Origin of the sequence: Nocardiopsis sp. L17-MgMaSL7 (assembly GCF_003182025.1) — a bacterium.
In the GTDB taxonomy this organism is placed as follows: Bacteria; Actinomycetota; Actinomycetes; order Streptosporangiales; family Streptosporangiaceae; genus Nocardiopsis; species Nocardiopsis prasina.
The window spans coordinates 28,816-47,081 of sequence record NZ_QGTF01000027.1 but is presented as its reverse complement, the minus strand read 5'-3'; the positions used below and the strand labels follow the sequence as shown (position 1 = coordinate 47,081).

Sequence of the window (18,266 nt, the reverse complement as noted above, 5' to 3'; positions counted from 1 at the left end):
TATGCGCGAATACAAGGAAAGAGAATAGAAAGACAAGGGGGAATGTGGCCTGGAATGCCAGGTTTCTTTCTCTTGAAAAGGGGTTGTGGATAACCTCGAAAACGGTGTCTAGGTGTGTTATGTAAAACGCCCCAGGCGGGTGAGTCTTTACCGACCTCCTCATGCGCTGGCGATCATGAGGGTCTGGAGTGCGGCGATGAGTCAGCTCTGCGCGGCTCGGGCCGAGGGCGGCCGGGTGCCCGACGCGGGCCGCCCGGTGCACGCGGCGTCCCGTAATGCGTCCCTGAGCCCGTGCGCAGTCCGGATCCGCTCGGTTCCAGATGCAGGCCGACGACGGCCACGGACGGCTGGGTGGCAGAAGTGGCCCGGGAATCTGCCATGGAAAGGGGCCGTACTTCTGCGCTGCCGTCGGCCGCGATCCGTGGCCGCTCGCCGTTTGCTGCGCGGTCGCGCTATGCGCCGTATCCGCCGTCGATCCTCAGCACTGCGCCGGTGACGTATGAGGCTTGCGGGCTGGCGAGGAAGACGACGCCCGCGGCGATCTCCTCCGGCCTGCCGTACCGCCCCATCGCCGTTGTCGGAAGGAACATGGGGGCGGCCGGGCTGTCTGCGGGGTTCATCTCGGTGTCGATGAACCCGGACTGGATGACGTTGACCGTGATGCCCCGGTGGGCCAGATCACGGGCGGCGCCTCGGCTGTAGCCCTCGAGGGCCGACTTGGTACCCGCGTAATCGGTCATTCCGGGGAAGCCCACCCGGGTTCCTACGCCCGAGCTGATGCTGACGATCCGCCCGCCGTCGGGCAGCAGCGGGAACGCCGCTCGGACCGCAGCCACCACACTGGTGTAGTTGATGGCGAGCTGGCGGTCGAAGGCGGACTCGTCGGCGAGCTCGCTGTCGATCGGGGCACCGACGGTGACGCCCGCGTTGTTGACCAGAATGTCCAGCTTTCCGAAATGCTGGACCACGCTGTGGATCAGGCCCGCCGCCTGCGCCGCGTCCGCCTGGTCTGCCTGGAAGGCCGCCGCACGCACTCCCTTCGCCTCCAGGTCGGCGACCACGGCCTTGGCCTGATCCGCCGAGGACGAGTAGCTGATCGCGACGTCGGCTCCCTCGTCAGCTAGCGCCAGCGCCGAGGCCGCCCCGATCCCTCGCGACCCGCCAGTCACGATCGCCACCTTGTTGTCCAGCTTTCCCATGTGCTTCCCACTTCCCTGGGTACGACGTGCCACGGAGTTCTTGACCGTTCGGTCCACCATAAGCATGGTGGACCGAACGGTCAAGAACTCGTATCCTGTTCGCATGGCACGTCCGCGATCGTTCGACGAGAAGCAGGTACTGAACGCCGTCCGTGATCAGTTCTGGGAGGCCGGTTACGCCGCGACCTCGCTGGAAGACCTGATGCGGGTCAGCGGGCTGGGCAAAGGCAGCCTGTATGCGGCGTTCGGCGACAAGCGTCAGCTCTTCCTCCGGGTGCTGCGCAGCTACACCGACGACAGCCATGGCCATCTTCGGGAAGCCCTCGCCGAGGCTCCACGGGCCCTGGACGCACTACGCATGCTCCTCGAGGCGCCGATCGACGACCCGACGGGCGCCGGCACGCGGCGGGGCTGCCTGATGGCCAACAGCACCTGCGAACTCGGTAACGCCGATCCGGAAGTCCTCGACCACGCCCACCGCACCTACGAGACGTCCACCGCGCTGATCGGTGACTGCGTCGCCCGCGCCCAGCGCGAGGGCGACCTGCCGGCCGGAGCGGATCGGATCGCGCTGGCGCGGGCCCTCCTGGCCGCGCAACAAGGGATCTTGTTCATGGGCCGGACCGGGCTGGACGCGGCCACACTGACCGCCACAGCACGCTCACTCGCGGCTCAACTCCTGCCGGACCCCTCCGGCAACTGAACCGGCAGCCGCGACACGGGCCCGAACGGCACAAGGCCTGGGGGCGCCGTTTGCCTCGCTGCCGCTATTCGCTGGTGACAGTCACCAGCCGCGACACGAAGCACGATCCGAGCGGGACCCTGGGAACAGCGGAGGGGCGGGACGATCGATCGTCCCGCCCCTCAGGCGCTTGTGGTCCCGCGGAAGGCTAGAAGGCCTCCTCGGGAACCTCCATGACACCCAGGTTCACGCCGTTGGCGACCTTCAGCTCGGACTCCACGCGCGGCAGGAACTGCTCGGCGAAGAAGCGCGCGGCGGCGATCTTGCCGGTGTAGAAGTTCCTGTCGTCGTCGCTGGCGCCGTCGAGGCTGGTGAGCGCGATCTCGGCCTGACGGAGCAGCAGCCAGGCGAAGACCACGTCGCCGAAGGCGAAGAGCAGGCGGACCGAGTTCAGGCCGACCTTGTAGAGCTCGCGGGAGTCCTCGGCGGAGCCCATCGCGTGGCCGACCATGAGCTCGACCAGCTTCTCGACCTGGCCCAGGGCGGTCAGCAGGAGGGTGCGCTCCTCCTTGAGCTGGCCGTTGCCAGCCTCGCTCTCGGCGAAGGCCCTGATCTCGGCGGACAGCTTGCCGATGGCCTGGCCACCGTTCTTCACGATCTTGCGGAAGAAGAAGTCCTGGGCCTGGATGGCCGTGGTGCCCTCGTAGAGGGTGTCGATCTTCGCGTCACGGATGTACTGCTCGATCGGGTACTCCTGGAGGAACCCGGAGCCGCCGAGGGTCTGGAGGGACTCCGCGAGCAGCGCGTAGGAGCGCTCCGAGCCCACGCCCTTGACGATGGGCAGCAGGAGGTCGTTCATGGCCTCCAGCTCGGTGACGTCCTCGCCCTTGGAGTGGGCGATCTGGATGGCGTCCTGCTGGGTGGCCGTGAAGATGACCAGCGAGCGCATGGCCTCCACGTACGCCTTCTGCGTCATGAGGCTGCGACGCACGTCCGGGTGGTGCGTGATGGTGACCTTCGGGGAGTTCTTGGACCCGGCGAGGTCGTTGCCCTGCACGCGGTTCTTGGCGTACTCCAGAGCGTTCAGGTAACCCGTGGACAGCGTGGCGATCGCCTTGGTTCCGACCATCATGCGCGCGTACTCGATGACGAGGAACATCTGGCGGATGCCGTCGTGCTTGTCGCCGACGAGGTAACCGATGGCGGGGTGCTTGTCGCCGAAGGTCAGCTCACAGGTGGTGGAGGCCTTGAGGCCCATCTTGTGCTCGACGTTGGTGACGTAGGCGCCGTTGCGCTCGCCGAGGGAACCGTCCTCGTTCACCAGGTACTTCGGCACCAGGTAGAGCGAGAGGCCCTTGGTGCCGGGGCCGGCGCCCTCGGGGCGGGCCAGCACCAGGTGGAAGATGTTCTCGGTCATGTCCTGCTCGGCCGAGGTGATGAAGCGCTTCACGCCCTCGATGTGCCAGGTGCCGTCGCCCTGGTCGGTGGCCTTGGTGCGGCCGGCACCGACGTCCGAACCGGCGTCCGGCTCGGTCAGCACCATGGTGGCGCCCCAGCCGCGCTCGATGGCCTGCTCGGCGAACTTCTTCTGCGCCTCGTTGCCCTCGGAGTGCAGGATGCTCGCGAAGCCGGGACCGGCGGAGTACATGTGCACGGACGGGTTCGAGCCCAGGATCAGCTCGGCGGCGGACCACACCAGGGACCGGGGGGCGCCGAGGCCGCCGAGCTCCTGGGGCAGGTCCAGGTTGTACCAGCCGGCGTCCATGTAGGCCTGGTAGGACTTCTTCAGGCTCTCGGGGAGGGCGACCGTGTTGGTCTTGGGGTCGAAGACCGGCGGGTTGCGGTCGGCGTCCTCGAAGGACTCCGCGAGGACACCGGTGGCGAGACGGTTGATCTCGTCCAGGATGGTGCGCGCGGTCTCCTCGTCCAGTTCCTCGAACGGGCCGTCGCCCAGGACGTCCTGGCGTCGGAACAGTTCGAAGAGGTTGAACTCGATGTCGCGCAGGTTGCTCTTGTAATGCGTCATGGACAGCTCCGCTGTGTCTCCCTGGCCGCGGTGTCTGTACACGCGGATCTACCGGCTAGTAACAAGCCAATGTTACTACTCGGTAGAACAGGATGCCAGTGGCGCTGGACACTTGTGTCCCCAGGGGTAGGTAAAGGTGTCGTCTGTCCAGTTCCGGGTGGCCTAGGTGCCCAGGGGCAACAGGGTCAGCACCGTGCGGTCCACGCCGTCCAGGTGCAGCAGCGCGTTGGCCGCGTCGTCGGCGAACCCCGAGACGACCAGGGAGCGCAGGCCCAGGGCGGTCGCGCACAGGGACACGTTCTGCGCCACGTGACCGCACTCCTGGAGCAGCAGCCGCAGGGCCCGCTGGCCGTATCCCTGCCGGAGCCTGCCGAGATCGCCGACGAGGAGGACCAGCGCGCCCGTCGTGGACGCCTCCACTCCGGGGCGGCCGTCGGCGTGGTCCCGGAGGAACGGTGAGAGCTCGGTCAGGCGGTCGGTCTCGGGAGGCCCGTCGGCCCGAAGCAGGCGGTGGCCCTCGGGCTGGTAGCGGTAGACCCCCGGCTCCAGGCCTGACACGTGCCGCGCCACCACCCAGACCTCCGTGGCGTAGGCCGCGCCCGGCGAGGGGTGGGTGCGCGGCGGCAGGTGGCGCCCGGGCTGGTCGGCGCGGTCACGGCTGATCCCGGCACCGTGGCCGAGCAGCGCGGAGAGGTCACCCAGCTCCAGGTGGGAACCGAAGTCCCCGTGGTCGCTGTTGCGCTCGGCCAGCACGCGGCCGAGGGGCGCGGTGAGCGGGGCGGGTGCGGGGAGCGCCACCTCGGGAGCCGCCGACGCGCCCTCGCGCACTCCTTCCGGAGGGACCTCGCGGGGCAGGTGGGCGCTAGCCATGGTGTCCGGGAGGTATTTGCTGGCCTCCAGGTAGTTGCGGTCCGGGGACCCGACGCCGGGGTCGAAGTAGTCGCCCGGCGGTTCCCAGCGGGGGTAGGCCAGGGACAGCAGCCAGGCGATCCGGCGTTCGTCGTCGATGTCCAGTCCGAGCCGGTTGTGCGTCATGTGCAGCAGGGACCAGACGATCCGGTCCAGCGCGTTGGCCAGCCCCTCCTCGGCGTCGATCCGCCTCAGGCGCGCCACCGTCTCCCGCAGCCCCCGGTTCCACAGGTGGTGGGTGGAGGAACCGTCACCGGACACCAGCCGCTCCACCTGGGGGCGCCGCTGCAACCACCGGGCGGGCGAGGAGTGGAACAGCCGCTCGGCATCGGCCCGTGCCTGGGTCCCGCCGCGCGCCACCTCGGCCGAGTAGTCCCAGGTGGCGTAGTACCCGCGCGCCTGACGCACCGCCGTCACGTCGTCGAACCCGAGCGCTCCGAAGGCGAGGGAGGTGAGGTCGACCGCCACCACCTGCCGCTGGTGCTGGTGGGGCGCCGATCTCAGGACGGCCAGCGTGATGCGCGTGCTCACGGCGAAGAAGTCCTCGCACACCTCCAGTGCGCGCGGCCCGCCGTACCGCTCCGTCTCGGGCTCGTACACCGCCTCCACCACGTCGCCGTCCGCGTGCCAGCGGGCGTGGTCGGCCTGGGGGAGGTTGGCGTAGTAGGCGCCGCTGTCCAGGTCCAGTGCGGCCGCCGAGGTCTCCTTGGCGAGTGCGCGCATGCGGTCGGCGAACGCGGCGACGGCGTCCGGGCCGGCGTCCAGGAACCGGACCCGCAGGTGGGGCCCGCCGTCCCAGTAGCGGAGGAAGAACCAGGAGGCGGCGCGCCCCGTGGAGACCATCTCCTCGGCTTCGGGGGCCAGGTGGTTCAGGAGGAAGGCGTCGATGTCGGCGCCGCTGCGGTGCAGGTACACGTACACGGCGGACCAGGTGCGGGTCATGGGGTCTCCGGGGCGGCGTCGACGGGGGTGTCCATGTAGGTGCCGCGTTCGGCGCGCACCCACAGCTGGTAGACGGGGGTCTGTTCGGGTTCCAGGCCGAGGACGAAGGCCCAGTCGGCTTCCGAGTAGTTGCGCATGGGGCGGGCGCACAGGTCGGTGGCGGCGGCCCCGAGGCAGCCCCACTGGGCGATCCACCCGAGGAGAATGTGCAGGACCGTCTCGGCGTGTTCGGGTCCGAGGGCACGGGCCCAGGCGGGGAAGTCCACGGTGAGGGTGTGGCCGAGGGTGGCGGAGAAGTTGGTCTCGCCGGTGCGGGGCGCGGGTCGGGAGGGCCCCTCGGTGCCGTCTGGGTGGAGCTCGCGCACGACCCGGTCGTCCACCCGGTCCCCCTCCAGTGTGTGCTGGTACAGGCGCAGGGAGCGGGGGTGGGGGAGGGCGTCATGGGCGGCGGCGAGTGCCCGCGTCAGCCCGGAGTTGATCGTCGATCCCCGGTCCGGGCTCACGTACGCGCTGGTCACCAGGTTGGCCGTGGAGACCCCGCTGGTCCGTTCGTCGAGCCAGCGCCGCAGGGTTCGACCGGACGGGGTGACGGACGTGGCCACCCGGGCGGTGGCCTCGGGGGAGAGGGTCACCCCGCTCGGGGCGCTGGGGATCGGGTTGGTGGTGTGCGGGGGCGCGGTGTCGAGGGTGACGGCGGCAACGGCGGTCATGCCCTCCGGGAGGAGCGGGCCCGCCTCCGCGCAGGCCGGGTGCTCGGGGTCGGGGTGGGTGTGCGGGCGCAGCCCCGCGCGGGTGAGGGTCAGCCCGAGGGTGGCCAGGAGGTGCCCGGCCTCCAGACGCGCGAGGGAGGGCCGCAGCCTTCCGTACTCGGGCGGGTACCGGTGCCGGTCCACTGCCACCACCAGGCGGACCCCCTCCAGGTCCGCGGGGGCTCCCGGGCCTCCGACCGGCTGGAGGGCGTGCGACTGCGGGTCCACCCGCAGACACCACGCGGCCCCCTCGGGCGGGAGCAGGAAGAGGTCCGCTCCGAACAGGCCGCGCGGCGAGGGGTAGGCGCGGTGGACCGGGTACCGGTCGGCCGCCGAGATCCGGCGTACCCGCACGGCCTCCACACACGCCGCGAGCAGGCGCTGAGCGGGGGACCAGCCGCCGCCGAGCGCGGGCGCGGCGGCGTCCAGGTCGCGCAGCGGAGCCAGTGCGGGCAACGGCGGCCGCAGCTGTCCCGGGACCGGCAGGGCCAGTCCGTTCGACGGTTCGGCGCCGAAGAACAGCGTCTCGACCTGGGTCACGTCCTTGTCGTGGGACTGCGCGTGGAAGTGCGCGAGCGCCTCCTCGAATCCGCTCCTCACGGGAACGGGTGCGGATCCGGGTACGTCCTGCCGGGCGCTTCCCATGGAACCCCTCCCTCGAACAGCGCGGACGCCCGGGTCAGCCGCTCCAGGGAGCGGGTCCGGCGGTGTGTGTGGCCGAAGGTCATCGGCAGGGCCCCGGGCACGATCACCTTGACCGCCCGGGTGCCGGTGGCGGCCGTGTACGGGGCGCTGCTCTGGTCGACGACCACCACGTCCAGGCCCAGCCCGTGCACGGCGGCGAGCCGGGCGCGCAGCACCGAGGCGAGGTCGGTTCCGGCGAAGGAGGGGGGCCGACCTTCGGTGAGCCGGTCCAGGGCCACTTCGCCGCTGGGGTGTTCCAGGAACTCCCACATCGGGCGGGCCTCCCACAGTCCGTGCAGGCCCGTGTGGTCCTCCAGGGTGCGGACCAGGGTGGGGTCGTCGAGCATGGGCCGACACCGCTCCACTGAGACCGACGGGCGCATCCGTACCCACTTGGGGTACATCAGCGCGTTGGTCGCGGTCTCCTCCACCGCCGCCATGAGGGCGCGGCGCGGATCGAGGTGGGTGCCGGTGGCCAGGCTGAGCGCGGGTGCCCGACCCGCGCGCACCGCCTCCTCGGGGGCGGTGACCGTCGCCAGGACGGTCGGTATCCCCAGGTCGGAGGTGAGGTCGAACAGGCGCAGGGTGAGTCCGCGCTCGGTGAGCAGGTCCGTGAGGTGGGCCAGATCCGGGTCGTCGGCCCCCTCGATCAGCCGCAGCCGGGTCCGCGAGTACCAGGCGAGCAGGAACGCGTCCCGCTCCACCACCTCGAAGAGTCCGTACAGGACCGCCTCCGCGAGGGTCCCGCCCACGGCGCAGCCGTTGGACGACTCGTACAGGAACCGCTCCTCGGCGCGGCCCGCGTGCCAGTACGCGACGTGTTCGGGGACCAGGACGCGGCGGCGCTCCCGGGTGGACCATCCCCACACCCAGGTCGTGGGGGTGCGGGGGGTGTAGGGCACGGGGGCGAACGAGGGGTGCCCGTACCACTCGGGTTCGTGCAGGCCGAGGGCTGCGGGGTCGACCGCGTCCTCGGCGACGTCCGCGTAGGAGCCGTGGACGGTGGCGGCGCCGGTCAATCGCCGTCCGCCGGTCACCCGCTCCACCCCTTCGAGGAAGGCGGGCACCTCACTGGCGGTGAAGCGGGTGGAGCGCCCGTAGCCGCCCTCCCGGGACGCGTGTCCGGGGGCGACGGTCTCGCAGGTCATGAGCGCCAGTGGCGACTCCTCGTCGCGGTAGACGTGCGCGACGGGTCCGAACCGGAAGTCCAGCAACCGGTCGCGGAGGTCGTCGCGGTCCATGGCACGGGTGCGCAGGGTGTCGCCGACGACGGGCAGCGGGGCGGTCAGTTCGAGGGTGTCACCCGGTTCCTCGACCGAAAGCCCCTGGCTGTCGGGGAAGCAGTGCCCGCAGGAGGGATGGGGGACGAAACCGTGCCGGGTCACCTCCCCGGTGCGGCAGTCCAGCGCGAGCAGGTGAAGGCGCAGGTCGGCGGGGTCCGTGGCGGTGGCCAGCGCGGAGAACACGTCACCCCACAGAGGGAGGAGGTGGTCCGGCGCCGGTGGGGCGGGAGCCAGCTCGCCCTCCACGTCGGCGCGCCAGAGCCCGGCGCACCGGGCGCAGCCCGCGGCCCCGTCGGGGGTCCACGGGCCGAGGATCGCCAGGCCGCCGCTCATCGCGGAGTGCAGAACCCCGCCCGCGACGCGCACCGTGTGCGGACGGTCGAGGGTGGCGCCGGAGGGAGAGAGCCGGTTGATGTCGGGAGTCAGGTCCACGCGGCCACCGCCGAGTGCACTCCGAGGTCGCGCCAGGTGTCGGCGCCCTCGGGTGCGTCCACCCGGACCTGTCCCGTCTCCCGGGCCCACCGGGCGAGGGTTCGCGTGCCGGTGGCGAGGGGTGGCAGGAGGGCGTCGGGGGCCTCCTCGGCCAGCCGCACGCGCGCGACCGCCTGGAGCAGGGCCTCCTCCACACAGGTGACGGGGTCGGGCGCCGCGCTCGTTGCCAGCGGCTCTCCCTCCGAGAACACACGGGAGCGCCACACGCCGGTGCCGTCGAGCTCCTGGAGGGCGAGCTCGACGGGCACCCCGAAGCGCAGGGTGAGCGCGGTCCACAGACGTCGCGCGGCAGGGGACGGGGACGCCGGGTCCACGTCCTTCCAACGGTCGTCGGGTTCGTGGAGGACGAGGTCGCCCACGGCGGCGCCGATCGCGGCGGCCGAGGTCAGCCCGAGACCGAGCCCCATGCCGGGCCCCGCCGCGCGTGCCACCCCGCTGGCGCTGTCCCCCGCGCCGCCCGCTTCCTGACCTTCCCCAGCTTCTGCAACGGCCCCTTGAACGGCGCCTCCGGCGGTCTGTCCGACCGCCCGCCGGTCGGCCACGCCAATGTTCGGTCCAACCTTCTGACCGGTGGTCCAACGATCGGTCCAACGATCGGTCCAACGATCGGTCCGGGTATCGGTTCCACCGGCCTCCGGGCCGTCAGCGCCCCGAGGACGCCACACGACCCCGTGCAGGGCGTTGAGCAGGGCGTTCTCTCGGGCCTGTGCGGTGGTGAGGCCGTACCCCGTGTGCCGTCCCGACCTGGCCAGGCCCACGGGCAGCTGGGACAGGTTCCCGGGTGCCGGTTCGGCCACCGGCCCGAACACGCGGTCCCACAGGTGGGTGACGGCGTCCAGGCGGTCGGGGACCTCCAGCGGCTCCGGTGGACCGGTGTCCTCGGCGGCCGTCTCGCGCAGCGCCCCGACGGAGCGCGGGTCCAGTGGCTCCGCGACGCACAGGACGTGGGGTTCACTGACCAGCTCGTCCGTGGTCACCATGAACTCGGCGCCCGGCCCCGGGGCGGCCTCCGCGACGGGGGCCGACACGGCACGTGCCACCTGCGCCACCAACGCCAGGGCCAGCTGGGCGGCGACCAGGCTCCGGGTCACCTCCAGCGCTGAGTCGTCCGGCGCCAGGCGGTCCGTGTCGTTCTCCCTCCCGGCGAACCAGGCGCGCAACCGCCCCGACAGGTCCGGGGGGCCCGGACGGTCGCGCGGCCCGGTCAGCCAGAGGCCGTCGCCAGCGGCGACGACGTGTTCGGCCCCGTGCCCGGCCGCGTCCCCTTCGAGGGAGAGCCGGGTGGTCAACAGGACGGGGGACTCGGGCGGGGGCCCGGTGTCCGCGTGCACCTCACCGAACCCCGCTCGGGCCAGCGCCCGCCGCACCCGCGCCTCCAGCAGCGGGCACGCGGAGCGCACCCGGACCACGCTCGTGCGCAGCGCGGCCAGCGCGGCGTAGGGGCGGTGGGTCGCCGACTCCAGGTGCGGGTAGGCGGCCCGCTCCGCCTCCGTCAGGGAGGCGGGCTCGGGTTCGAGGTCACGGAGGAACCGGTGTTCCTCCAGCTGGTCGAGGATGCCCGCCAGGAACGGCCGCCCCGCCTCGGGGAAGCGTCCCAGCAGGTCGGAACGGTGGAAACCGGCGCGAAGGGCGGGCTCCAGGGCCCGCCACACGGTGTCGGCCCGGGCGCCCCGGACGACGACGGCGGTGGACCCCATGCTGAGCGCCACCCCCTCCGACGCGAGTGACCGGGCACGGACGGCGCTCTTGAGCCGTGTCGCGGGGGTGTGCGCGGTGGAGTCAGGCATCGCCCACCCACGGAAGGGTCGGCCTCAGCTGGGGGTCCTCGCTCTGGTGGTCGACGACCCGGCGGACGGTCTCCTCCCAGCCCTCGCCCACCACCTCCTGCGCGGCCTCGGTGAACAGGTACGCCACCGAGTACCGCTGGACGGGGGCGACGCCCATCAGCGGCAGGAGGTCGAAGAAGCAGTTGATGAGGAACCGGAACGCCGCGAACCCGTACCCGTCGCCGAGCCGGGTGAAGTCGAGCTTGCGGAACTCCTGGTGGAAGTCGCTGTAGGAGCGGTCGTCGGAGCCGCTCCAGCGCACCCCGACGTCCTCGCCGAACTTCGCCGCCTGCTCCTGCCGGTCCGGATGCGGGAACGGCAGGATGTGGTCCTCGCGGGCCAGGGCGACCGCCTCGGGCAGCCAGCGGTCGGCCCACTCGCCCCAGGCCAGCGCGTACGGGTCCGCGCCGTCGCGCTCGTGCACCGCGCGCAGGGAGGCCACGAGTCCCTCGCGCTGGGTGCGGTAGGCCGTGGCCAGCCGTTCCTGCGCGGTTCCCTGGGGGTCGGACCAGTGGAAGTACTCCTTCCAGTGCGAGAGGAAGGCCTGGTACCCGGAGCGCAGCCCCCACTCGGGGTAGCGCGTGGCGATCGCGCCCATCCCCGCGAAGACGTTCGCGGACACCGCCCGTTCGCCGCCGCGCCCGCCCGCGTGGTCGGCCACCCGGGAGAGGCCGTCGGTGAGGACCCGCCCCTTGAGGGCGACCGCCTCGGGGCCGCGCAGGAACGTGTCGACCGGGTCGCCCGCCAGCCGTCGCGTGCTGTTGTCCGGCTCGATCGGCGCGTAGGGGCCCTCCACCAGCTCCAGGCGCCCCATGCGCTGGGAGAAGACCTCGTACTGTCCCGGATCCAGCTGCCGCCCAGAGGGGTGACGGGCCAGGAACGCGCGGACACCCTCCTCGGCCTCGGACACCGCGGCCTCCACCGCGGCCGGGTCGCCGTCCGCGTAGAGCACACAGTGCGGTCCGAGCCGCCAGTGCAGGTGCAGCCAGGCCGCGGTGACGCCGTTACGCGCGGCGGCCGCGCGCGCTGCCGGTACGAGGCAGTCGCCGAGCAGGGTGCTCTTGTCGCTGTCGTGGTAGTTGACTCTGAGTCCGACGGTCAAGGGGTCAGCCTCGCTTCGCCTGGGGGATGGGAAGGGGGAGTGGCGTCGGTGCCGGCCGCGTGCGGCACCGTGGAGAGTTCGAGGAACAGTTCGCTGGCGTGCCCACCGGCGGGGCTGCGCACCCGGTGGTGGTCCGGCCCGGGGAGCATCTCCTCCACCAGGAGCGCCGGCCCCAGGTGGGCCAGGCGTTTGGCGGCGGTGCCGGTGTGCAGCCTGCTCAGGAAGTCCACGTGCTGCGGTTTGGGTGCCATGGCGCGTTCCAGCGGACCGAGGCGGGACCCCTGGAGCGGGCGGACGAACACCTGCTCGGGAATGCTCCGGAGTTCGCGTTCCACGTTCAGCCGTCGGTGCAGCTGGGCGGGGGACTCCTCGGAGCGGGGTGAGAGGTCGGCCGTATCCATGCCCCACCTGCGGCGGAACAGGGTGAGTTCACCGAAGCCGATCCTGGGTGTCCCGCCCCGGAAACCGTGCTCGGTCCAGCGTTCGTGGAGGTCGATGGTGAGGTCGCCGAAGGAGAAGAACGGCGAGTCCGCGACCATCGCCACGAGCATCTCGTCGTAGGGCAGCGCGTGCGGCACGAGGAACCCGGTGTAGACGGGGTCGATCTCGCGGCCGTCCTCCCGGACCAGCCGCAGCCCGTGCGGGGTGTGAACCAGGGTGAGGTCCAGGGTGGAGGGGCCGGGGACCAGGGTGGGTTCGTCGCGCAGCGCCAGTTCCTCGTCGGCGAGGGCGGGCGAGAGGTTCGCGTTGAACCCCAGCGCCGACCGCATGTGCACGGTGTCGGCCTCCTCCGGGCCCAGCCGCCGCACGTGCTCGGCGACCCGGTCCCGGAACTCCTCCGGCAGCTGGCCGAGGAACCGGCTGAAGTAGCGGGCCCGGCCGCCGTAGAGGTGGTTGACCACCAGACCGTCCGGGACGGCCTGGCCGAACACCGCGAAGGAGCGGCGGGCGGCGAACTCCCGGTCCGGCAGCATCGCCGCGACCTCGTCCACCACGGCGGGGTCGACGTTCACCCGGTCCCCGCCGGACCGGCCGAGTTCCACGAGGTGGTCCACCGCGCGCCGCCGCGCTGCTAGCACCCGGGTCAGCTCCGGGTCGGCCCCGGCCAGGGCGGCGGGCTCACCGCCCATGAGTTCCTGGGTCAACGGGAAGGCCGCCCGGGCGTGCTGGGCGAAACCCTCCAGGTCCGAGCAGCGCCCGCCCCGGCCGTACCGGGACACGAACACCTGCTCCAGCGCACCGGAGAGCACGCGCTGGTCGTCCAGCGCGAACAACAGCGGCATGAGCCGACCCAGGTCGGCCGACCACGCGCGGGTGCGGTCGCGTTCCACGGGGACGCCGCGCGAGACCAGGCAGTCCTCCACGACCGGTGAGGTGGCGGACCCCTCCGCGCCCACCGCCGCCGACCACAGGTGTTGCAGTCGCAGCACGTCGCCCGCCCGACCGGCGCCGTCGGATTCGGAGAACCCGGCCAGTACCGCCTCGGTCTCCTCGAACGCGGACGCCACCCGGGCCGCCGCCTCGCCGGGCAGGGTGCTGGCCAGCCGGTGCCAGTGCCGCGTGAAGTCGGGCGACTGCTCGGGAACGGGCGACCATGGCACGAGGACGCCCACGTCGATGAGCTTGTCCAGGACGCCGAGCGCCCGCTCGGCTCCGCAGCCGAGTTCGGCGGCGACCGCGTCACGCAGTACCGCCAACCGCACCGGGGCGGCCGCGCGCTTCTCCAAGACCGTGACGAGGCGGTCCCAGCTCCCGGTCATGGGGAGGCGGACCTCCTCCTCACCGAACGCCTCCGCGCGCAGCCCGGGGGAGGGCGGCGCCCAGCGGCGACGGCGTACGACCAGGCGTTCTCCTTGGTCGGAGGCCTCGCGTCGGGCCCCGCCGGTGAGCACCCACTCAAGGCCGAGACGCGCCTCGGGGTCGGCGGCCAGGGCCCGCGCCGCCTGCCGGGGGAGCAGTCGCCGGAGCGCGGCGTGCGAGGTGAGGCGCAACGGCTGGTCGGCGTCCTCGGGGGCCTCGGCCTCCAGGGGCGTGAAGTGCACGGCGGTGTACAGCGAGTACGGGCTGACCTTCACCGTGGAACGCGAGAAGTACCGGACCAGGGCGGCCTCGGCCTTGCGCATCCGCTTGTCGGGGGCCTGATGGGTGGCGGCGCGGGCGGCCACCGCCCGGTGCAGGTCCGGGCTGGACAGCGCGGTCGCACGGTCCACGCCGGGATCGCGGGCCCACGCGGTCAGCGCCGCGCGCTCGGCCAGGAGCGCGGTCTCGTGTTCGCCGTCCACTGAGGCGGCCGTGGCACGCGCCTCCCGCCAGTTGTCCGCCCACACGGCGAGGAGGGGGATCTCGCGGGTGACCGGGTGGTCGAGGAGGTCCTCCCGGGGCGGTCGGCGGTTGAACACGGCGCGCTTGGCGGCCAGCGCCGCGCTCCGGTGGGCGCCCAGCTCGGGCGCGGCCCGGTGCAGGGCGTCCAGCAGCCGTTCGCGCAGCTCCTCGCGTTCGCGTTCCAGCCGGGCAAGGGTGCGCAGCCGAGGCGCGGTCGAGGCGCTTCCTCGCAGCTGTCGGTGGGGATGGGGGTTGACCCGGGAGACCAGGTAGGGGCCCTCCACGACCTCGAAGGACCGTGAGGGTTCGGCGGGAGTGTTCAAGCCCCGGTCCCCTCGGGCGCCTTGACCTCGTCCTTGTCCTTGTCCTTGCTCCGGGACGAACCGAAGCCGCGTGGCTCCCGCTCGGAGGCCCACCGGAACCAGCGCAGCGCCGCCACGGTGCCCAGCAGCGACCACGCCATGAGCAGCGCCACCGAGGACCAGTCCCACACGGGTCCGGACTCGGACAGCGCGCCCTGGATGAGGAGGGTCAGCGGTCGGCCCGGCAGCAGGTCCACGACGGCGCCCACCGTGTCGCCCAACGGCAGGATGATGAACCCGCCCGCGAGGAAGGCCGCGGGGAAGAAGATGCCGTTCACCATGGGCACGGCGGCGTCGGCGTTGGGCGGCAGCAGGGAGGCGGCGGCGCCCAGCGGGGCCATGCACACGAAGCCGAGCAGCAGAGCCGTCAGAAGCTGGGGCAGGCGGGCCGGGTCGATGGTCACGCCCATGCCGAGCAGACCGATCGCGGTCACCACGCCCAGCACGATCACGGCGGTGAGCAGCGTGTTCACCAGGTAGGCGCCCATCACCGTGGCCGGACTGACCGGTGTGGTGCGAAAGCGCTTGAACAGTCCGTGGTGGCGGCGGATCGCCAGCCCGATGGCGACGTTGGCGAAGGCCACGGACATCAGCGCGAAGCCCAGGATGCCGCCGAAGCTCAGGTTGGCCTGGGTGATCCCGTGTTCGCCCACCAGCCGGATCTCGTCCGCCTGGGAGCGGAAGGCCAGCCCGAACCCCACGTAGAACATCACCGGCATGAGCACGATGAACGCGAGGGTGATGGGTGAGCGCCAGAACTCCTTGAGTTCGCCGTCCACGTGCAGCCAGAAGGAGGACGGGCGGCGGGTGCTCCGCGCGCGTTCGGTTCCCGTGACGCTCATTCGCTCTTCTCCGCTTCCAGCACGCCGTTCTCCAACATCGCCACATACGCGTCGTCCAGGCTGGGCGGCACGATGGTGAGGCCGCTGATCCGCGTCCCCTCGTCCCGCGCCCACGCCTGCACCCGCTCCACCACCGCGTCCTGGTCGTCAGTGAGGATGCGCGCCCTCCCGTTGACCAGTGCGGCGCCCTCGGGGAGGCGGCCGTCCGTCCCCTCGGGGAGCGCGAACTCCACGACCGTGTACGCCGCCGAGCCCCGGACGAGGTCGTCGGGGCTGCCGGAGGCGATGAACGAGCCGTCGCGGATGACGTCCACGCGGTCGGCGAGCTCCTGGACCTCGGTGAGGTCGTGGGAGGTCAGGACCACGGTCGTGCCGCTCTCGCGCAGTCCGGCCACCAGGCTGCGGATGCGGCGGCGCGAGACGGGGTCCAGCCCCGTGGTGGGTTCGTCGAGGAAGAGCAGTTCCGGGCGGCCGGTCAGTGCGAGGGCGAGGTCGAGGCGGCGGCGCTGGCCGTCGGAGAGCGACTTGACCAGGGCGGAGCGCTTCTCCGTCAGCTCCACCTGGGCGAGGGCCTCGTCCACGTCGAGCGGGTCCGGGTAGTAGGAGGCGTGGCGGCGCACGATGTCGCGGACCGACAGTCCCGGTTCCAGCATGGTCTGTTGCAGCACCACGCTCATGCGCTTGCGGAGCTCGGCGAAGTCGCGGCGGTTGCCCGGGTCGAGCCCGAGCACCTCCACCCGCCCCGAGGTGCGTCCCCGGTGCCCCTCCAGGATCTCGATCAGCGTCGTCTTGCCCGCCCCGTTGGGGCCGAGCAGCGCGGCGATCTGTCCGGCGGGCACTTGGTAGGAGATGCGGTGGAGCACCTCTCCCTTCCCGTAGTCCTTGGTGATGTCCGTGGCGTTGATCGCGTACACGTGCGGCCCTCGTCGTGCTTCTACTGGGGGGATTCGGGGGCAGGGGGGCGACCCCGGCGAGAGGGCCGCCCCGGTTCAGGGGGTCAGCCGCACGAACCCGAGGAGCAGCAGCTGCTGGAGCCGCAGCACGAGGTGGAGGTGCAGGAGCTGGAGCCGCTGGTGGCGCCGGTCTCCGGGACGGCGACCGCCTCGCGGACGCTCATCACCTCCATGTCGTCGAAGTTGAGGTCGGGCAGGTCGATCGTGGGGGTTTCCTGCAACGCCATCGGACACCTTCTTCTGGGTGGTAGGGGGATGTTGGCGTGAAACGTTGGAGCTTGCCCTTGCCGAATTCCACGCTTTGATCAGGCACGCGGGCGTGCATTCCGGTGGCGGGGCTGACCGGAGTACCAGTCAGCCGCAGGAGCCGCCGGAGCAGCAGCTGCTGGAGCCGCAGCACGAGGTGGAGGTGCAGGAGCTGGAGCCGCTGGTGGCGCCGGTCTCCGGGACGGCGACCGCCTCGCGGACGCTCATCACCTCCATGTCGTCGAAGTTCAGCTCGGGCAGGTCGATCTCGGGTGCCGTCGAATGGGGCATTGTGGCCTCTTCGTTTGAATCTTCCTAGCGGGTCCCCCGGGCGGGAAAGAAAGTAACATGCGATTCGGCCGGTAGATAGAGGTTGTATTGAACCTTTTCCCTGGTGTGACCTCTGGTTCTTCTGTGTTTCACAGAGGGAACACCGGAAAGGAAACAGGCCCTGGTCCCAGAAGGGACCAGGGCCCGAATTCATTCGGTACTTTCCGTGATCAGCAGGAGCCGCGCCCGGCGGTCGTGTCGCACAGGCCGAGACCGTCGGTCCAGGAGAGCGCGTCCCGCGCGTTGCCACCGAAGGGTCGGGTGACGGTCACGTCCACCCCGTGCCCGGAGTCCGCCGCGAGCCACACGCGCACCTCGCGGACGCCGTCGCCCGAACCGGCCCTGAGCACGTAGAACGGTGACGGCACCGGGGAGCGGCCGCTCTCGGGTCGGGTCCACCAGTCGGCGCCCTGGACGTCGGAGACGTCCACGAACAGGCAGTCGTACGAGGTGCCCTCGAACTCACAGGTGCGCGGCTGTGCGCCGCCGTGGCGGCCCACGGACGGGTCCGACCCGATCCCGTCGTTCATCGCCCGCCAGTACACGGTGTCACAGTCCCCGTCGGAGCAGGCGTTCCAGTCCGCCCACGCGGTGGCCCGGGCGGCGGGCGCCGCGGAGCCCCCGTTGATGGCGGAGCAGTACTTGTCCACGATGTAGGGCACGACGAAGTCGGAGACCCAGACGGAGTCGATCGCCTCGCCCGCCGTGTTGTTGGTGCCGAGTCCCGCGGAGTCCATCTGCCACAGGCCGACACCCGGGTTGAAGAACAGGCCGTCCCGTCCGGCGGGGTCGTACAGGCCGGACTGGTTGTCGTACCTCGACAGGGTCATCGGCGAGGGAGGCAGGGCGGAGCCGGCCGAGACCTCGGGCCAGACGGGGGCCAGCGCCAGGGCTGTGGCGGACTCCGCCGTGATCGCGCAGGAGGCGCCGGCCGCCGCGCCCTCGGCGGCGTTTCGGGCGGCCGCGAGGGGTTCGGCGCCGAAACTCAGTGGTCCGGGCGGGACGGCGGTGTTGGCCAGTTTCTCCTCCAGCGCCTCCCGGTCCGCCTCGGTGCGTTCGGCGGGGGTGTCGGCCGGAGTGGGGACGAACTCGACGGAGTCGTCGGGCGCCGGGCTGGCCAGGGCCGTCTGCGGGGTGCAGAGCAGGACGGCCGCGGCCAGGGCGGTGAGGGTGGTCAGGGCACGCCGCGAGCGCGGCGATCGGGGGGTCTTCACGTGTCCACCTCAGGAGCGGGTTAGAGGGGAGGGGCTGTCGCCGACCGGGGCACTGTCGGTTGTCTCCAACACGGATGTCTGACTCGGAGGAAAGTTACATCCC

14 protein-coding genes are annotated in these 18,266 nt (G+C 71.8%); 1 reads left to right on the top strand and 13 read right to left on the bottom strand.

Translation table 11 applies throughout. The features are described 5' to 3' along the window. Window positions 1–452 precede the first annotated feature (452 nt). Window positions 453–1,199, bottom strand: coding sequence for an SDR family NAD(P)-dependent oxidoreductase (locus BDW27_RS26830; RefSeq protein ID WP_110052491.1), 747 nt, complete (start codon window positions 1,197–1,199; stop codon window positions 453–455). A 103-nt stretch (window positions 1,200–1,302) separates the two neighbouring features. Between BDW27_RS26830 and BDW27_RS26825 the strand changes: the two genes are divergently transcribed. Continuing rightward, window positions 1,303–1,902, top strand: a complete 600-nt coding sequence (locus BDW27_RS26825; RefSeq protein WP_110052489.1) for a TetR/AcrR family transcriptional regulator — start codon at window positions 1,303–1,305, stop codon at window positions 1,900–1,902. A 187-nt stretch (window positions 1,903–2,089) separates the two neighbouring features. Here the strand turns inward: BDW27_RS26825 and BDW27_RS26820 are convergent, their stop codons facing one another. From BDW27_RS26820 to BDW27_RS26765, 12 genes are all read right to left on the bottom strand, one after another. Beyond that, complete coding sequence (locus tag BDW27_RS26820; protein ID WP_110052485.1) at window positions 2,090–3,907, bottom strand: acyl-CoA dehydrogenase; 1,818 nt, start codon at window positions 3,905–3,907, stop codon at window positions 2,090–2,092. 162 nt (window positions 3,908–4,069) lie between these two features. After that, on the bottom strand, window positions 4,070–5,758 hold the full coding sequence (locus BDW27_RS26815) for a thiopeptide-type bacteriocin biosynthesis protein (protein ID WP_110052484.1): 1,689 nt from the start codon (window positions 5,756–5,758) through the stop codon (window positions 4,070–4,072). After that, window positions 5,755–7,152, bottom strand: a complete 1,398-nt coding sequence (locus BDW27_RS26810) for a hypothetical protein (RefSeq protein WP_110052482.1) — start codon at window positions 7,150–7,152, stop codon at window positions 5,755–5,757. The genes BDW27_RS26815 and BDW27_RS26810 overlap by 4 nt, the downstream gene beginning before the upstream one ends. After that, the gene (locus tag BDW27_RS26805) at window positions 7,104–8,906 is read right to left on the bottom strand and encodes a TOMM precursor leader peptide-binding protein (RefSeq protein ID WP_110052480.1); all 1,803 of its coding nucleotides are present in this window, start codon (window positions 8,904–8,906) and stop codon (window positions 7,104–7,106) included. Before BDW27_RS26805 ends, BDW27_RS26810 begins: the two co-directional genes overlap by 49 nt. Then, complete coding sequence (locus BDW27_RS27625; protein ID WP_199560779.1) at window positions 8,897–10,753, bottom strand: hypothetical protein; 1,857 nt, start codon at window positions 10,751–10,753, stop codon at window positions 8,897–8,899. Before BDW27_RS27625 ends, BDW27_RS26805 begins: the two co-directional genes overlap by 10 nt. Then, window positions 10,746–11,894, bottom strand: a complete 1,149-nt coding sequence (locus BDW27_RS26795; protein WP_110052479.1) for a lantibiotic dehydratase C-terminal domain-containing protein — start codon at window positions 11,892–11,894, stop codon at window positions 10,746–10,748. The genes BDW27_RS27625 and BDW27_RS26795 overlap by 8 nt, the downstream gene beginning before the upstream one ends. Beyond that, complete coding sequence (locus tag BDW27_RS26790) at window positions 11,891–14,539, bottom strand: lantibiotic dehydratase (protein ID WP_110052477.1); 2,649 nt, start codon at window positions 14,537–14,539, stop codon at window positions 11,891–11,893. The genes BDW27_RS26795 and BDW27_RS26790 overlap by 4 nt, the downstream gene beginning before the upstream one ends. Further along, the gene (locus BDW27_RS26785; protein WP_017544318.1) at window positions 14,536–15,420 is read right to left on the bottom strand and encodes an ABC transporter permease; all 885 of its coding nucleotides are present in this window, start codon (window positions 15,418–15,420) and stop codon (window positions 14,536–14,538) included. Before BDW27_RS26785 ends, BDW27_RS26790 begins: the two co-directional genes overlap by 4 nt. Continuing rightward, entirely contained in the window at window positions 15,417–16,334 is a 918-nt protein-coding gene (locus BDW27_RS26780) for an ABC transporter ATP-binding protein (RefSeq protein ID WP_110052475.1), read from the bottom strand. Before BDW27_RS26780 ends, BDW27_RS26785 begins: the two co-directional genes overlap by 4 nt. Before the next feature lie 83 nt (window positions 16,335–16,417). Beyond that, window positions 16,418–16,600: a thiazolylpeptide-type bacteriocin gene (locus BDW27_RS26775; RefSeq protein ID WP_049566824.1), complete on the bottom strand. Its 183-nt coding sequence runs from the start codon at window positions 16,598–16,600 to the stop codon at window positions 16,418–16,420. 127 nt (window positions 16,601–16,727) lie between these two features. Then, window positions 16,728–16,910 (bottom strand): thiazolylpeptide-type bacteriocin, encoded by a 183-nt coding sequence (locus BDW27_RS26770; protein ID WP_017590578.1) that lies wholly within the window; start codon window positions 16,908–16,910, stop codon window positions 16,728–16,730. A 209-nt stretch (window positions 16,911–17,119) separates the two neighbouring features. Then, window positions 17,120–18,163 (bottom strand): hypothetical protein, encoded by a 1,044-nt coding sequence (locus BDW27_RS26765; protein WP_017544315.1) that lies wholly within the window; start codon window positions 18,161–18,163, stop codon window positions 17,120–17,122. Between the last annotated feature and the right edge of the window lie 103 nt (window positions 18,164–18,266).

Excerpts from the sequence above, each read along its gene's own strand:
- BDW27_RS26825 (WP_110052489.1), top strand. The coding sequence starts at position 1,303 with ATGGCACGTCCGCGATCGTTCGACGAGAAGCAGGTACTGAACGCCGTC.
- BDW27_RS26770 (WP_017590578.1), bottom strand. The coding sequence starts at position 16,910 with ATGCCCCATTCGACGGCACCCGAGATCGACCTGCCCGAGCTGAACTTC.
- BDW27_RS26810 (WP_110052482.1), bottom strand. The coding sequence starts at position 7,152 with ATGGGAAGCGCCCGGCAGGACGTACCCGGATCCGCACCCGTTCCCGTG.
- BDW27_RS26830 (WP_110052491.1), bottom strand. The coding sequence starts at position 1,199 with ATGGGAAAGCTGGACAACAAGGTGGCGATCGTGACTGGCGGGTCGCGA.
- BDW27_RS27625 (WP_199560779.1), bottom strand. The coding sequence starts at position 10,753 with ATGCCTGACTCCACCGCGCACACCCCCGCGACACGGCTCAAGAGCGCC.
- BDW27_RS26775 (WP_049566824.1), bottom strand. The coding sequence starts at position 16,600 with ATGGCGTTGCAGGAAACCCCCACGATCGACCTGCCCGACCTCAACTTC.
- BDW27_RS26785 (WP_017544318.1), bottom strand. The coding sequence starts at position 15,420 with ATGAGCGTCACGGGAACCGAACGCGCGCGGAGCACCCGCCGCCCGTCC.
- BDW27_RS26815 (WP_110052484.1), bottom strand. The coding sequence starts at position 5,758 with ATGACCCGCACCTGGTCCGCCGTGTACGTGTACCTGCACCGCAGCGGC.
- BDW27_RS26820 (WP_110052485.1), bottom strand. The coding sequence starts at position 3,907 with ATGACGCATTACAAGAGCAACCTGCGCGACATCGAGTTCAACCTCTTC.